Origin of the sequence: Paenibacillus sp. FSL K6-2524 (assembly GCF_038005525.1) — a bacterium.
Classification (GTDB): Bacteria; Bacillota; Bacilli; order Paenibacillales; family Paenibacillaceae; genus Fontibacillus; species Fontibacillus anaericanus.
In genome coordinates this window covers 5,744,768-5,759,934 of sequence record NZ_JBBOSP010000001.1, presented here as the reverse complement: position 1 = coordinate 5,759,934, position 15,167 = coordinate 5,744,768, and the positions used below count along the sequence as shown (strand labels likewise).

At 44.1% G+C, this 15,167-nt stretch carries 15 protein-coding genes; 13 read left to right on the top strand and 2 right to left on the bottom strand.

Features of this window, described 5'->3' with window-relative positions; genetic code table 11:
• Positions 1–61: 61 nt before the first annotated feature.
• Complete coding sequence (locus tag NST85_RS26825; RefSeq protein ID WP_341190872.1) at positions 62–1,633, bottom strand: FAD-dependent oxidoreductase; 1,572 nt, start codon at positions 1,631–1,633, stop codon at positions 62–64.
• A gap of 223 nt (positions 1,634–1,856) precedes the next feature.
• Here NST85_RS26825 and NST85_RS26820 point away from each other — a divergent pair, with 223 nt between their 5' ends.
• The 4 genes from NST85_RS26820 (at position 1,857) to NST85_RS26805 (ending at position 4,721) form a co-directional block, all read left to right on the top strand.
• Entirely contained in the window at positions 1,857–2,246 is a 390-nt protein-coding gene (locus NST85_RS26820) for a Fur family transcriptional regulator (RefSeq protein WP_307398796.1), read from the top strand.
• Positions 2,228–3,055 (top strand): response regulator transcription factor, encoded by an 828-nt coding sequence (locus NST85_RS26815; RefSeq protein ID WP_341190871.1) that lies wholly within the window; start codon positions 2,228–2,230, stop codon positions 3,053–3,055. Before NST85_RS26820 ends, NST85_RS26815 begins: the two co-directional genes overlap by 19 nt.
• A 143-nt stretch (positions 3,056–3,198) precedes the next feature.
• The gene (locus NST85_RS26810; protein ID WP_341190870.1) at positions 3,199–4,050 is read left to right on the top strand and encodes a uroporphyrinogen-III synthase; all 852 of its coding nucleotides are present in this window, start codon (positions 3,199–3,201) and stop codon (positions 4,048–4,050) included.
• 32 nt (positions 4,051–4,082) lie between these two features.
• Entirely contained in the window at positions 4,083–4,721 is a 639-nt protein-coding gene (locus NST85_RS26805; RefSeq protein WP_127193719.1) for a ThuA domain-containing protein, read from the top strand.
• 30 nt (positions 4,722–4,751) lie between these two features.
• Here NST85_RS26805 and NST85_RS26800 read toward each other — a convergent pair whose 3' ends face one another.
• Entirely contained in the window at positions 4,752–4,928 is a 177-nt protein-coding gene (locus NST85_RS26800; RefSeq protein ID WP_341190869.1) for a hypothetical protein, read from the bottom strand.
• A gap of 53 nt (positions 4,929–4,981) precedes the next feature.
• Here NST85_RS26800 and NST85_RS26795 point away from each other — a divergent pair, with 53 nt between their 5' ends.
• The 9 genes from NST85_RS26795 (at position 4,982) to NST85_RS26755 (ending at position 15,109) form a co-directional block, all read left to right on the top strand.
• Entirely contained in the window at positions 4,982–6,526 is a 1,545-nt protein-coding gene (locus NST85_RS26795; protein WP_341190868.1) for a DEAD/DEAH box helicase, read from the top strand.
• Between the two features lie 200 nt (positions 6,527–6,726).
• Positions 6,727–7,569 (top strand): M15 family metallopeptidase, encoded by an 843-nt coding sequence (locus NST85_RS26790; RefSeq protein WP_341190867.1) that lies wholly within the window; start codon positions 6,727–6,729, stop codon positions 7,567–7,569.
• A 252-nt stretch (positions 7,570–7,821) separates the two neighbouring features.
• Positions 7,822–9,183, top strand: coding sequence for an FAD-dependent oxidoreductase (locus NST85_RS26785; RefSeq protein ID WP_127193628.1), 1,362 nt, complete (start codon positions 7,822–7,824; stop codon positions 9,181–9,183).
• Between the two features lie 259 nt (positions 9,184–9,442).
• Positions 9,443–10,273 (top strand): formate/nitrite transporter family protein, encoded by an 831-nt coding sequence (locus NST85_RS26780; RefSeq protein WP_341190866.1) that lies wholly within the window; start codon positions 9,443–9,445, stop codon positions 10,271–10,273.
• Positions 10,274–10,437: 164 nt separating this feature from the next.
• Positions 10,438–11,658, top strand: a complete 1,221-nt coding sequence (locus tag NST85_RS26775; RefSeq protein ID WP_341190865.1) for an MFS transporter — start codon at positions 10,438–10,440, stop codon at positions 11,656–11,658.
• Positions 11,659–11,731: 73 nt separating this feature from the next.
• Positions 11,732–12,229 carry a GNAT family N-acetyltransferase gene (locus tag NST85_RS26770; protein ID WP_341190864.1) on the top strand — a complete coding sequence of 166 codons (498 nt, stop codon included), beginning with the start codon at positions 11,732–11,734 and terminating at the stop codon, positions 12,227–12,229.
• 103 nt (positions 12,230–12,332) lie between these two features.
• Complete coding sequence (locus tag NST85_RS26765) at positions 12,333–14,018, top strand: glutamine--tRNA ligase/YqeY domain fusion protein (protein ID WP_341190863.1); 1,686 nt, start codon at positions 12,333–12,335, stop codon at positions 14,016–14,018.
• Between the two features lie 144 nt (positions 14,019–14,162).
• On the top strand, positions 14,163–14,474 hold the full coding sequence (locus NST85_RS26760; RefSeq protein ID WP_307398589.1) for a PadR family transcriptional regulator: 312 nt from the start codon (positions 14,163–14,165) through the stop codon (positions 14,472–14,474).
• 17 nt (positions 14,475–14,491) lie between these two features.
• Positions 14,492–15,109 carry a DUF2812 domain-containing protein gene (locus NST85_RS26755; RefSeq protein ID WP_341190862.1) on the top strand — a complete coding sequence of 206 codons (618 nt, stop codon included), beginning with the start codon at positions 14,492–14,494 and terminating at the stop codon, positions 15,107–15,109.
• Positions 15,110–15,167 lie beyond the last annotated feature (58 nt).

The following is a 15,167-nucleotide window of genomic DNA, read 5'->3' as shown; positions in this document are numbered from 1 at the left end:
TTAACCTAAATATTAATTAAATAAATCTGCCCTGAAAACTGAGGATTACGTATTTTTTTTGTTAAGGCTCAGGTTGTACGGTTAGTGGTTTCAGATCTTTTGTGGCCGGGCCCTCTAAGACATGCCCTTTATAATTAAATCTCGATCCATGGCAGGGACAATCCCAAGAACGTTCGCCGTCATTCCATTCCAACTCACAACCTAGATGTGTACATGTCGTATCCACCAGAAAAATTTTCCCGTCACTATCTCTGTATGCTCCGGCCCGTTTTCCGCAATGCTTCACAACAGAGCCCTCGTCAGTGCCTAGATCCTCTAGCTTCATATATACGTTTTCTATCTTTCCTGAGACCAACTCTTTCGCAACTATGGTGTTTTGCACTGCAAAGTTCTTGATGCTAGGATTCATTTTGAATCGTGAGGGGCTAAACAACTCCGTATAACGGTTCTCTTTACCAAGGATAAGGTCTCTGATCAAGAGTGCAGCGAGTGTTCCGGTAGTCATTCCCCATTTGCCATAACCAGTTGCTACGAATATGTTGGGGTGACGTGTGTTAAGGGCTCCGATATAGGGCACATCATCTAGTGTGATGAGATCTTGGGTAGACCAACGGTATGGAACTTTTGTGGCTTCAAACATCGCCCCGCCAAACTTTTCAAGTTCTTGATAATGACAGAGGGTACACTCGTTTGAACCTGTTCTATGAGATTCTCCTCCTATTAGAATAACCTCTTTACCGTTCATTTTGGCAGATCGTAGTGATCGTTTTGGTTTTTCACAGTTGATATACATTCCACCAGCATAAGAAAAATGGTTCTTCGGTTCCAGTGCTATGGCATAGGAGCGTTCCGCATGTAATCTTGTGAAGTACAACGAACCTCCATCAAAGAAAGGGAAGTGAGATGCCGATACAGCGTGATTACAAGTGATGATATGACCTGACATTGTTTTTAATGCGATGGAACCATCTTCACCTTGCTTGGCATAATCCTCCATCATCGTATTTTCGTATAGGATCCCACCATGCTCAGTAATGTAGTTAGTTAATGATCGTAAATAGAGAAGGGGATGGAATTGTGCCTGATTCCCCAGGCGGATCGCCCCCTTGGTTACTAGTGGAATAGGGAGGGTTTCAGTCCATTCTCCAGGAAGTTCAAGCTGCTCATAAGCCTGCCATTCCTTATGTAGTTGTTCAGCTTGTTCATCTGAGTCGGCGTACAGATAGGCATCCTCCTGTTGTAAATGGCAATCAATGTTCTCTTCTTGAACCGTATTTTTAATGAATTGAAGTGCTTCTTCATTGGCCTCGTAATACAATCTGGCGGACTCTTCCCCGAAATGATGAATCAATTTACTATAAATCATTCCATGTTGGGAAGTAATTTTGGCGGTTGTATATCCAGTTGCCCCATCAAGAATCGTAGCAGCATCAAGAACTACGACTTTTAGTCCGGCTTTGGTTAGTACATAAGCCGTAGTAATACCTGTAATACCTGCACCAACAACAGCGACATCAGCTTTGATATCCTTATTTAGTTGGGGGAAGGAAGGTAAGGACGAAGTTTCTCTCCAGAGAGATTCCGGGAATTTAGGCAAGGCAGGTAAATTTTGCAGTAAATCATCATTGTTCAAGTTATGTTCCTCCTTATTTTTAAAAGTAACTCATCTTAAAAACCGTATTGATGAAAAACTTCGCTCACTAGTGAGTTCACTTACTTTTCATAGTATGAGGAAAATGTGCATGGAACATACGGCCGTGGAGACAAACTAAGCGAGGATCAACCCATTGACGACGCATGCAATAAGACTTATACTAATTCTAAATTAAAATAAAATTACAGGGATGATATATAAGATGAGAGCATTGAATCTAACAACACAACGTAAGGCCGTATTTGATGTGATTCGTAATGCTCATGACCATCCGACTGCGGCAGAGGTAATGAATCGTTTGGTAGAGCAGGGTTTCAATTTTGCCTATGGAACGGTTTATAACTCACTGAGGTATTTGGTTGATAAAGAGATGATTCGCGAATTAAACTTGGGCGAAGCTGCTAGTCGTTACGATGCTAAGCTCGACGATCACCAGCACATTCTTTGTGAGGTGTGTGGGCGCGTTGATGAGGTGATGACCCAAATTCCTGAGGAATGGAACAATGAAGTTTCCAAAGAGACGGGATATGATGTGCATCATGCTCATGTCGTTTTCGGGGGGGTGTGTTCGGAGTGTCAGCAGAGGAAGTAAAGAGTACAGGACATCATTCTGGGAACATTACTCCGTTCCAGCGGCGTCCGATAGATATGGATGGAGCAACTTTAGACTCGGAACAATTTATGGAGATGCCGGATGCTTGTCCGATTACCCAACGGGTCATTATCGTCAGCTCATTTCCGAGTGGAATTCATGAGTTGGTTCGGGACCTTTCTGATGGTTGTTTCGATGTGCTTGTATTCCATCATTGGGAGCAGGGGATACGGAACGCCTTAGGAGCAGACTTGTTGATTTTTGATTTAACACCTTACGTTAACAACGAAGAGATGTTTGCGATCAAATCATTAGTACTGCAGGAAACAGAGGACATCCCTTCTTTGATCCTTGTGAAAGAATCTATGCTGTCCCGATTGGATCAAGGGCTGCAAAATCAGGAACTGTTAGTATGGCCTGCTCGTCCTCAGGAAGTTCTCTATCATGCTCAGCGTATTATCCGTAATGGTGAGAAGCGCAAATCAGCTTCAAGGCTACTGGTAGGAACATCGCCGGCTATCTACAAAGATCTGTGGATTGACCGTAAGAAGATGTCAGTGTACCGTAGTGGGTCCAAGATTGAGTTGACGAAGACCGAATACGAGTTATTGGTCAAACTTTTGGAACAAGAAGGTGCGGTTCTATCACGTGAGGAACTGCTGGAACAAGTTTGGGGCACCTCTTTCCTGGGTGGAAGTAACGTTGTTGATGTGCATATTAAGAGCTTGCGTAAAAAACTAGGTGATCGTGCCGCAAATTCAGTCTATATCACGACCGTTCGCGGCGTGGGATACCGATTGGCCGATTGATGGGATATTACAATCATGATCTTCGTTAAATGGCCGTCCATCTCAATTGATGGACGGTCTTTCTATATTTACTTCACATCCCGTGTCGTTTAAGCTGGAATTAGGGTAAGTTGCTTTTAGTAGCTGAAGCGGGGGGAGTATTTATGTCACGAAGATTAGAAGGTAAAAGGATAGCATTGACAGGGCCACGTCGAGCGGAGGAATTGGGTAAGCTAGTAGAGAACCTGGGCGGGGTTCCGTTGTATCGACCAGCACAGGGGACAGTACTCCTAAAGGACATTGATTTACGAAATGCTATTCTCTCCTGGGTAAATGATCCACCAGATTGGTCTATATTTACTACAGGTGTGGGACTGGACGCTATGTTTGATATGGCGGAAGATATGGATGTAGCACAGCAACTTTGGGACAACCTAAAGGTAACGTCTATCGCTGCTCGAGGATATAAGACGGCTAATACATTGAAGAAACGTCAACTTACACCGCTGGTCCGTGATGATGACGGTAGTACGGAAGGGTTAATTCGTGAACTTGGCGCACATGATCTGCGAGATAAATCAATCATGTTACAGCTTCATGGGGATCCTGCTCCACGCCTAGTGAGTTGGTTAGAAGAACAGGGCGGTAGATGTACTCCAATTCTCCCTTATCGTCATATTGCACCCCCTGAAGGTGCACTCGAGCAGCTTCTATGTGATATTATGGAGGGCAAGGTTGATGCTGTAACCTTTACAAGTGGTCCACAAGTTAAGTTTCTATTGGAGTATGCAGACAAACAGGGGTGTTTACAAGGGTTGATTGAAATGCTGCATGGCCCGGTTATTGCCGTAGCGGTCGGCAAGGTAACAGCACGTGGGCTTTACGAGGCTGGAGTTCCCCGAGTAGTAGCACCCAAGGAAGAACGAATGGGCAGCATGATGATTGAGCTAGCCCGTTATTACGCCGGTGAAGTCGCACCCTTATCCATGGAAGGGTCGCATGAATCGGACAATTAGCAGGTCTAGGGTTATAGGAGGACATACACATGATGAACAAGAAAAAAGCACTTTTGATTGGCGATTACACTCATCCCAAATTTCATCCTCTTCAGGGAGTAGATGAAGAAATTACGCGTATTTTGCAAGAGAGTCTTACAGTGCAATGTAGTGAGAATAAGCAATTATTGGAGAAAGAGAATATAGAAGCCTTCGACTTATGTATTTCCTATCATGATAGTTGGGCAGAAAAGGTTTCCTCTAAGCAAGCGGCAGGGCTGCTGTCTTTTGTTAGTGGCGGTGGTGGTTTACTCGTTCTTCATAACGGCATTGTACTTCAGAAGAAGTATGAGCTCGCTCAATTGATTGGGGCTAAGAATACAATACATCCAGCTTTTTGTGATTTGGAAATGAGGATCACCGCTCCAGAGCATGATATTATGCTGAATATAGAACCATTTGAAATTAAAGATGAACCTTACCGGTTTGAGTTTGATCCTTTTAATGAAACAACGATTCTGATGGAATATAATTTGGATGGAGAATGGCATCCAGCGGCCTGGGCTCATCGTTATGGCTTAGGCCGGGTTGTATATCTTCTACCTGGACGTGATCAGGCGGCATTTCAGCATCCAGAATACCGTAAGTTGGTTCTTCAGAGTGCGAAATGGGCAGCAAGATGTCCGGGTTAGAACCCAACACTATATTGGGAATTAAATCAATTAAAATGCTTCAGTAACAGATAATAGGCAGTTTTGTCCGGCATTCCGGCCGTTATCGGAAATTGCCATGGCGCTAGTCGCCATGGCTTTGGTTATTAAGGAAAAGTATTTCGGGTCAATCTCTGTTACAATAAAAAGGTCCCGAAGTCCAAGCGTTCCTTTCTGAATAATGGACAAAGGTGCACGAAGATGCGAACAATCGCATCTATCAAAATATGAGGTGAGTACTTTTGACAACATTTAAACAATGGGGCATCACCCCCGCCCTTCTTGATATATTAGATAAACAAGGCATCGTAAAGCCTACACCGGTCCAGGAGGCCGCAATTCCGGCCCTACTATCGGGAGAGGATGTTATTGCTCAAGCCCAGACGGGTACGGGGAAGACATTGGCATTTTTGCTGCCAATCATAGAGAAAATTCGTGTAGATCGCAGTGATGCACAAGCGCTGATTATTACACCTACACGTGAGTTAGCGATTCAAATAACTGCCGAGGCGCGTAAATTAACAAATGCCAAGGAAGGACTGTCTATTCTAGCGGCTTACGGAGGACAGGATGTAGAGCGTCAACTCCGCAAATTGAAAAGTGGAACCCAATTAGTTATTGGTACACCAGGTCGATTGCTGGATCATTTACGTCGTGGCTCACTCAAGTTAGGATCCATTAAAATGTTGGTATTGGATGAAGCAGATCAAATGCTTCACATGGGTTTTCTAGCAGAAGTAGAAAGTATTATTCGTATGATACCGAGAAGTCGCCAAACCATGTTATTCTCTGCGACAATGCCTGACAATGTGAAGAGACTGGCCAAAACATATATGGACCAACCCAAGGATATCCGGATCACTGAAACTTCACGTGTAACACTGGATAGTATTCAGCAAATTGTGGTGGAAGTTACAGATCGGGGGAAACAACAAGCCCTGATTGAAATGATTCGTACTAATCGTCCATACTTAGCGGTTATTTTCTGCCGGACGAAACGACGGGCTAGTATGCTTAATGAGGCATTACAAGAGGCGGGATTCGCTTCGGACGAGTTGCATGGCGATTTGTCGCAGTCCAAGCGTGAGCAAGTTATGCGTGCTTTCCGCGAGGCGAAGTTGGAACTGTTGGTTGCGACGGATGTTGCTGCCAGAGGCATCGATGTTGAAGGTGTGACTCATGTCTTCAATTACGATATCCCACAGGATGCAGATAGCTATATCCACCGGATCGGCCGGACGGGGCGTGCTGGAGAGAAGGGGATCGCTGTTACATTTGCTTCCCCGAGAGATATTGAATCGTTGCGGCTTATTGAGAAGGGGATCTCCGCTCGGTTGGAGCGACCAGGTGGTAGTAGCAGTAGCAAGACAGTGGATCGGGCAAGAAATGTCTCTGCGAGTCGGGATGCAAGTAGATCTGAACGTGGCCGGACAAAGAGCGAAGCTGGAGGCCGGGATAAATTCCGCCGTGGAGAAAGTAAAGACAGTTCTCGCGGAAGACGCAATTCGACTAGTGGATCGCGTGATGATCGTAGTGGAGGTCAGGGTGGAGAGAGCCGTGTAGCACGTGGTGGGGAAGGAAGAGGCCCTGCTGGACCAAATGATACTAAACGTGGCCCGGGTGGTCAAAGCAAACCGGATGGTTATAAACGTGGACCAGGAGGTCAAGGCAGACCTGATAGTGTGAAGCGGGGATCAGGAGGTCAAAGTAGACCTGATGGCGCTAAGCGTGGACAGGGTGGTAACCGGAACAGTGGTAGTGATCGTGGAGCCCGCAAAGGACGTTAATGCTAAATAGCTTACGATAATTACCCCAGTGTAAATTTTTCTTGAGTGTAACCTAATAGTGCATGAATACGTCTGAATTAATCAGATGGAACTAAAGTCTTTACTAACAGAATCCCATCGGGATGAAGGAGCCTCTTTCTTTAGTTCATTCTATATTGATAACTAACCTGGGATTGCAGGGTATATAGGGGGAACCAACTTTGAATAAATGGATCACAACCGTCGTCGTTCTTTTTGTAGCAGCTGTATTGGTGGTAGGCTGCGGATCGAAGAACTCGGCGCTGCCAGTTACCGGGACAAACACAGGTCAATCCGGGATTACAGACGGAAACGCTGTGTCTCCTGATAATGAGGAAAGTGATACCGTAGACAAGCCTACAGATAATGGTGACTCTTCTACAGAGGGGCAAACTCCATCGGACTCTCAGGATAAGGGACCAGATCTCGCGGCGGCTGCGGATGCTGAGAGTGTTGCAGTGCTAGTTAATAAGGAATTCGCGTTGCCAGAAGATTATAAGCCAGAAGACTTAGTATATCCCGATGTTCGGTTTACTTTTAAAGAAAAGATCGAAAAGCGAATGATGCGTAAAGAGGCTGCACAGGCATTAGAGGAACTTTTTGCTGCTGCGGAGAACGATGGCGTGTATTTAGCTGGGGTTTCTGCCTATCGCTCTCATAGCACCCAGACCTCCTTGTTTAATCGGTATGTAGCGAAGGACGGGGAAGAAAAGGCCAAAACTTATAGCGCTGTTCCAGGTCATAGTGAGCACGAAACAGGTCTTGCTATCGATGTGTCTGGTAGTGACGGTAAGTGTGCTGCTGACGATTGCTTTGGTGGCACAAAGGAAGCCAATTGGCTCGATGAACATGCTACTGAACATGGTTTTATTATCCGTTATCCAGATGGCAAGGAATCCATTACGGGCTACAAGTATGAACCATGGCATCTGCGCTTTGTCGGTAAGGAAATTGCGGCAGAAATTGCTGAAAGGGATATTACTCTCGAAGAATATTATGATGCTGTACCCGTGACTGGGAATTAATAATCTGTCTAATATGATATATGGCTAAGGCTGCCCCCAAGTTAGATTGTATCTACTTGGGAGGCGGCCTTTTTTTGTGAACAATGGTAAAACGATACTCAATAATTTGCATTGTGACAAATATCACACTATAATAGGTATGTAAGGTGAATTAATTCACAAAAGCACGTGGTTACAAGTGACACTTTTCACAATATATACCCTAATGGGTGGAAACCTTAAAAATTAGGGAACTTGGAGGAGGAAGAAATCATGAAAGTAGCAGTTATCGGATGTACACACGCGGGCACAGCAGCCATTGTTAATACGGCTAAGTTATATCCAGAAGCAGAAATTACGGTGTATGAGAGAAATGATAATATCTCTTTCCTATCATGTGGGATTGCTTTATATGTTGGTGGAGTAGTGGAAGACGCTGGAGGCTTGTTCTACTCTTCACCAGAGCAACTTGCTGAGTTGGGAGTAACAACCAAGATGCAACATGAAGTGACTTTTGTAGATACAGCATTGAAAACCCTTCGAGCTCGCAATCTACAAACAGGAGAAGAGTTTGAGGAGTCTTTTGATAAGCTTATTGTGACGACAGGATCCTGGCCGATCATACCAAAGTTTGAGGGAATTGAACTCGAGAACATTGTGCTCTCAAAGAATTTCAATCACTCTAACACGATCATTGAGAAGGCAAAGAAGGCGCGTAATATCGTCGTGGTGGGTGCAGGATATATCGGTGTAGAGTTGGTTGAGGCATTTGAAATGAATGGTAAACAAGTTACTTTAATTGATGCAGAGGATCGAATTCTTAGCAAGTACTTGGATCCTGAGTATACAGATAAGATTGAACAATCCTTAAGCGAGCATGGTATTAAACTGGCCCTTGGAGAGAAAGTAACACGGTTTGTAGGGGAAGACGGGAAGGTAGGCAAAGTCGTTACAGATCAGGGTGAACATGAAGCTGACCTTGTTATCCTATGTATCGGTTTCCGTCCGAATACAGAATTATTGAAGGGTCAAGTTGAGATGATGGACAATGGGGCAATTATCGTCGACGAATACATGCGCACTAGTACGCGTGATGTATACGCAGCAGGTGATAGCTGCGCTATACTGTACAATCCTACGGGTAAGCATTCGTACATTCCACTTGCTACGAACGCAGTACGTATGGGGACACTCGTAGCTCGGAACCTTGTGACTCCGACAGTGAAATATATGGGTACTCAAGGCACTTCAGGGATTAAAATTTATGAAGATAACATCGCAGGAACTGGAATGACGGAAACAGCGGCGAAGCATGCTGGGATACAGGCGGAAGCAGTACTTATTAACGATAATTATCGTCCTGAGTTTATGCCAACACATGAATCTCTTATGCTGAAGGTCGTATATGAAAAAGATACAAGAGTAATCCTTGGTGCTCAAATCATGTCGAAGGTGGATCTGACACAATCCATTAACACCATTTCAGTTTGTATTCAGAACAAAATGAAGATGGAAGAGCTTGCGTTCATCGATTTCTTCTTCCAACCGCATTATAACAAGCCTTGGAATTTCCTGAACAGCGCAGGTCTTGGGGCATTACCAGAGGTTCCAGCTAGAGAAGTTACTCGTGTATGATCGATAATTTGAATGAATAATAGAATGCCTCACAACGGCCATCTATGGGGAGAGATCCCTGAGGTGGTCTTTTGTATGAAGAGTGTGCAAAGGATGTCTTGGCTAGCTACATGAAGTCTTGTTTGAATGAAATGTGAAATATTTCACCCTAATGAAAGCGCTAACGTGATCTTTGTTACTTTTCGGGCGATGACCGAAGCTATACAATTATAGTAGAATTCATAATAACGAGATATGAAGCATAAAAGGAGATTAAACCATGGCATATTACAAACCTCAGCAGATTGCGGCGATCACTGTAGAGAACGGTGTAAAAAAAGCGCACAATCCTTTGCTTACGGTGTTGATTTTAGGATTTCTGGGTGGAGCGTTCATTGCTCTTGGGTTTCTGCTAGATATTCGCGTGATTAGCACTGCTCCCAAAGAATGGGGCAGTCTAGTTAACTTTGTTGGAGCTGCTGTGTTCCCGGTTGGCTTGATTCTAGTTCTACTCGCTGGTGGCGAGCTGTTGACAGGTAATATGATGGCTGTTCCACTGGCGCGAATGAGTAAGAAGATTTCGACGGGTGAAATGTTCAAAAATCTCGTGCTTATTACAATCAGTAATTTTGTTGGAGCTTTATTCGTAGCGTATTTTTTTGGTCACGTTGTCGGATTGACTTCAAGTGGAGCATATCTAGATAAGCTTGTTGATATGGCGGGTCACAAGATCGATGATAGCTTTCTTCAAGCTTTCGTTTCAGGTATAGGATGTAACTGGTTAGTGGCTTTGGCTGTATGGCTGTCCTATGGAGCGGACAACATGAGTGGCAAAATTATGGGGATATGGTTCCCGACCATGGCTTTCGTTGCTATTGGCTTTCAGCACGTCGTGGCTAACATGTTCCTTATTCCAGCAGCAATTTTTGAAGGATATTTCACTTGGGGAGATTATATAAGAAATTTCGTTCCCGTATGGCTCGGTAACTTGACCGGTGGCGCGATATTTGTGGCTGCAGCATACTGGGTAGCCTATCTGAAAGATCCTGCGGGTGAGAAGGTAGCTACTGACCAACATGGTCAAAGCTCCAAGTCCGTAGCAAGCAAGTAGTTAAGAAGTGGTACTAAAAGTACTTGCCTAGACTTACGTTTTAAGCGATACTATCATAATCTGGTCAGCGACGGTTATATGCATGAAAAGGGGGCCTCACAAGGGGTCCCCTTTTTGATATTATTTAAGGTTTTGCCGTTAGGGTTAATGGGGGAGAGATAGGGATGAAATGGTTACAGAATTATCCGCGTGAAGTTAAAGTGTTTCTGGTTGCGAGTCTGGTCAATTCAATCGGTGGCTCTTTGATGTGGCCTCTGATTACGATGTTTGTATTCAGGCAGCTAGGACGGAGTGTAACGGATGCAGGATTGGTTATTTTGGTAATGTCGCTGGGTGGCATTGCCGGACAGTTATTAGGTGGAGCACTTTATCACCGGGTAGGTGTAAAGCGACTGATCGTCGGTGGATTGGGTATGAATGCCTTATCTTTGCTATTTCTGCCGTACGTTAGCGGGCATTGGTATATATTCATGTTCGTTATGGGATTAGTTGGGTTCTTCAATGCGTTGTCGATGCCTGCGATTCAAGCATTCATTGGATTTCGCTTCGCCGATCGGCGAGGGGAATTGTTCAATGTTATATACGTGGCCAACAATATTGGTGTAGCTATCGGTACGGCACTCAGCGGATTTCTGGCCAGTATTTCATATGATATGAGTTTTATTATGAACGGTTTGACCTCGGCTGTATTTGCTCTTTTCTTCTGGAGATATTTGAGCAAGGTCCAGAGCGACTCCGGAGGGCTACAGCTGGAAAAGCGCAAAAATACTATTGAGAAAGTGCAGACATGGAAACTGCTTGGCCACTATAGATTATATTTGTTTATGGGCATAGGTTCTTTCTGTCTATGGCTAAGTAATTGTATCTGGAACAACGGGGTGGCTCCTTTTACGATGATGAAGGGGATGCCAGAGTGGAATTACAGTATACTGTGGACGCTTAATGGAGTACTTATTTTTGTAGGCCAGCCATTCATCTTGTGGTTGAAGCGTACCTTTGCAGGGTCCCCTGAGGCACAAATGACTGCTAGCGGGATATTTTATTTGCTAGGATATATTGCAATTCTAAGTTTTCATACATATCCTAGTTTAGTACTAGCCATGGTACTCACTACATTTGGTGAAATGCTCATTTCTCCGGCGATTCCTTCCTTCATATCGGATCGGACGGGTAAATCGGCGCCGTTTTACCTAGGAGTTGTGGGGGGAATGGGCGCAGCAGGCAAGGTGGTTGGTCCCTATGCAATGGGTTTATTGTTTGACTGGAATGGGCTTGTCCCGGTAGCTGGACTTTCTGTTTTGATAGCTGTGTTTTCGGTTGGGGCATTTTTTGTTCATTCTTTGATTCATCGGCAGAACAGGGGAGATATGCCTCTTTCGATGTAACCCTGATTTATGACGGAATCAATCCAGTGTATAATGGCAGTAGGTGAAGTTAGGAAGGATGGTGGAAAGCATCATGTCACACCAAATTTGGATTAGGTTATCGGAAATTCGTGATGCGGCTGCACTGATGGAGCTTGACGCACTCGTATGGGACAAGGACTCGACACCCGCACAGATTGTCTGGACTTCACGGGAGCAGTATTTGCAGAAATGCCCACCGGGGAGCCAACTTGTAGCCGGGATTGGAGACGAAATTTGTGGGTATTTGGGCTTTGACTCCCCGACACCGTTACCAAGCAATGGACATGTCTATGATCTGAACATAGCCATTCATCCTTCGTGTCAAAGGCAGGGCGTCGGTCGCAAATTGATGGAGTCGATTAAAATCATCGCATCTGAGCAAGGAATACGCAAACTGTCTCTGCGCGTTTTAGCTACTAATCCAGGCGCGAAAGCTTTTTACGAGAGCTGTGGTTTTTTGGAGCAAGGACGACTTGTAGATGAGTTTTACTTGGATGGTCAATATGTTGATGATATTCTAATGTGGTGTCCGATTGTTCCATCTGAATGATTATAGAAGTAGCAGTAAGTTGGTATACTGGCATTGAACTATTGCCAAGATATCGGTATATTTATAAGAAGAAAAATCGGGAAATATAGCATAAATTCAGTGAATGGAAAGGTTGATACCTGTGGAGCATAACACTACCCCTCCCAATTTTATTAAAAATATTATGGCTGAGGACCTTGAAAGTGGCAAAGTTAAGTCCGTTGTTACTCGTTTTCCACCAGAACCTAACGGCTATTTACACATCGGTCATGCCAAGGCGATCTGGATTGATTTTACGCTAGCTGATGAGTTTGGCGGCAAAACAATCTTACGGTTCGACGATACAAATCCGGCAAAAGAAGACGTAGAATACGTTAATTCCATCAAGGAAGATGTTAAATGGCTTGGATTTGAGTGGGAAGAGCTACGATTCGCTTCAGATTATTTTGATGAAATGTATGAGCGTGCTATTTTGCTAATTAAGAAGGGCAAAGCTTTTGTCGATGATCTTAGTGCAGATCAAATTCGCGAGACGCGGGGAACTTTGACCGAACCGGGACAAAACAGCCCTTATCGTGATCGTTCGGTAGAAGAGAACTTGAATCTATTTGCCCGGATGCGTGCAGGAGAATTTAAGGACGGAGAGAAAGTACTTCGTGCCAAAATTGACATGTCGGCACCAAATATTAACTTCCGTGATCCTGTTATTTACCGGATACTACATGCTACGCATCATAATACCGGTGACAAATGGTGTATCTACCCTCTGTATGCGTTCGCGCATCCCTTGGAGGATGCAATCGAAGGCGTGACCCATTCACTTTGTTCACTGGAGTTTGAAGATCAACGTCCATTTTACGACTGGGTGATTGCTGAGACAGAAATGCCAAATGTTCCACGTCAATATGAGTTCGGAAGATTAAATCTGCTACAAACGATCACGAGTAAGCGGAAGCTGAAGATGCTCGTTGATGATGGTGTTGTGGATGGCTGGGACGATCCTCGCATGCCTACATTATCAGGTCTGCGTCGCCGCGGTTATACGCCGGACGCCCTAAAGGCGTTTGTGTTTGAAACGGGTATTTCCAAGGCTTACGGTTCCATCGACTTGAAGACACTTGAGCACTTTATTCGTGAAGATCTCAAATTAAAAGCTCCACGTACAATGGCAGTTCTTGATCCGCTTAAGGTGGTCATCACGAACTATCCTGAGGGGCAAACCGAGCTACTTGAAGCGGAGAACAACAGCGAAAATCCAGAAATGGGTAACCGCCAAATTCCTTTCTCGCGTGAAATCTACATCGAACGTGAAGACTTCATGGAAAACCCACCGAATAAATATTTCCGGTTGTTCCCTGGTAATGAAGTACGTCTGAAGCATGCTTATTTCATTAAGTGCAACGATGTGATTAAGGATGCTGATGGGAATGTGGTTGAGATTCACTGTACCTATGACCCTGAAACGAAGAGTGGTAGCGGATTTACAGGTCGCAAGGTGAAGGGAACGATCCACTGGGTCGAGGCGAGTCAAGCGGTACCTGCTGAGTTCCGGTTGTATGAGCCACTGATCTTGGAGGAAACGGAAGAGGATAGTCTGGAAGAGAAGACATTTATGGATATGATCAACCCTAATTCTCTGAAAATAGTTCAAGGGTATGTTGAACCTGGGATGAAGGACGTTGTGCCACAAGATAAGTTCCAATTTTTCCGGCACGGATACTTCAATGTCGATCCTAAATTCTCGGCTCCGGGACATCCAGTGTTTAACTTGGTTGTGTCGTTGAAGAGTTCATATCAGCCTGGGAAATAAATAAGTTATCGTCTATAAGAGCCGTAAAGCAAATCTTTTTTGCTTTATGGCTTTTTATTGTTGCATTACTCAGTTGAACTGTATATAGTGTAACTATATAGTATGGCTGTATACAGCGAAACTGAATAGAATGGAGGAAAAAACATGAGTAGAGATAAGAACTTACCACTTACGGAAACTGTTTATTATATTCTTCTGGCTTTGATGGAACCAGCACATGGATATTTAATTATTCAAAAGGTGGAGGAGCTAAGTGGTGGACAGGTAAGAATGGCGGCAGGCACACTATACGGAGCGGTTGAAAACTTGGTTAAGCTGAAGCTAATCCAGCCTGTCAAAAGTGAGGACAGCAGGCGTAAAGTTTATGTTATTACTGAAAAGGGCATAGAAACCCTGCGACTCGACTTTGCAAGAATGAATCATATGATTGAAGTCACGAAAAAAATCCTAGGATAACGAACGGGGGAGATAAAATGAGAAAGTGTAAGTTTTTTATCAATTTCGATAAAGAAGAACAATGGCTGAATGACATGGCTAAACAAGGGCATCGATTTATAAATAAATCGAGCAGGTATGAATTCCAACCTGCAAAGCCGGAGAATAGGCTGATAAAAATTGATTTCCGTACGTTTAAAAAACAAGCAGACTTCGAAGATTACCGCGCCCTGTTTGAAGACAGTGGTTGGAAGCATATCGCAGGATCAAAGAAATCAGGATCTCAGTATTTCGAAAAAATAGATGAACACGGAAATGAGGATATCTTCTCAGATGCTGATTCCAAAGCTGGTCGATATCAAAGACTGTCTAAAATGTGGCTTACGCTGGCCGTGTTCTACATTCCTATTTTAGTTGTACTCATTTTAACTAACACCGTTGATCCAACTGCCCTTCTGAATCCGAAATTACTATATTTTACACCGGGATTATGGGAAAGAACCGGAGCATATTTTTGGAGATCGTTTCTCTTTGAGACCCCATTTGTTTTTTTTAGAGGATTTTTCTGGTTTTTCTTTCCGGTCATGATCATTTTATATTTTGCATTTGGTATTAAAGCGAACATGCATTATCAGAAAACACTGGGAAAGTTGTAGTATCTTTGCGCTATTCTTGAGAGACCAAGGCGATTGTAGAAACGGTCCGTTCGCGCTA

Bases quoted from the DNA above. Each gene is read 5' to 3' on its own strand.
- NST85_RS26820 (WP_307398796.1), top strand. From the start codon at position 1,857: ATGAGAGCATTGAATCTAACAACACAACGTAAGGCCGTATTTGATGTG.
- NST85_RS26810 (WP_341190870.1), top strand. From the start codon at position 3,199: ATGTCACGAAGATTAGAAGGTAAAAGGATAGCATTGACAGGGCCACGT.
- NST85_RS26805 (WP_127193719.1), top strand. From the start codon at position 4,083: ATGAACAAGAAAAAAGCACTTTTGATTGGCGATTACACTCATCCCAAA.
- NST85_RS26785 (WP_127193628.1), top strand. From the start codon at position 7,822: ATGAAAGTAGCAGTTATCGGATGTACACACGCGGGCACAGCAGCCATT.
- NST85_RS26780 (WP_341190866.1), top strand. From the start codon at position 9,443: ATGGCATATTACAAACCTCAGCAGATTGCGGCGATCACTGTAGAGAAC.
- NST85_RS26775 (WP_341190865.1), top strand. From the start codon at position 10,438: ATGAAATGGTTACAGAATTATCCGCGTGAAGTTAAAGTGTTTCTGGTT.
- NST85_RS26770 (WP_341190864.1), top strand. From the start codon at position 11,732: ATGTCACACCAAATTTGGATTAGGTTATCGGAAATTCGTGATGCGGCT.
- NST85_RS26765 (WP_341190863.1), top strand. From the start codon at position 12,333: ATGGAAAGGTTGATACCTGTGGAGCATAACACTACCCCTCCCAATTTT.
- NST85_RS26760 (WP_307398589.1), top strand. From the start codon at position 14,163: ATGAGTAGAGATAAGAACTTACCACTTACGGAAACTGTTTATTATATT.
- NST85_RS26755 (WP_341190862.1), top strand. From the start codon at position 14,492: ATGAGAAAGTGTAAGTTTTTTATCAATTTCGATAAAGAAGAACAATGG.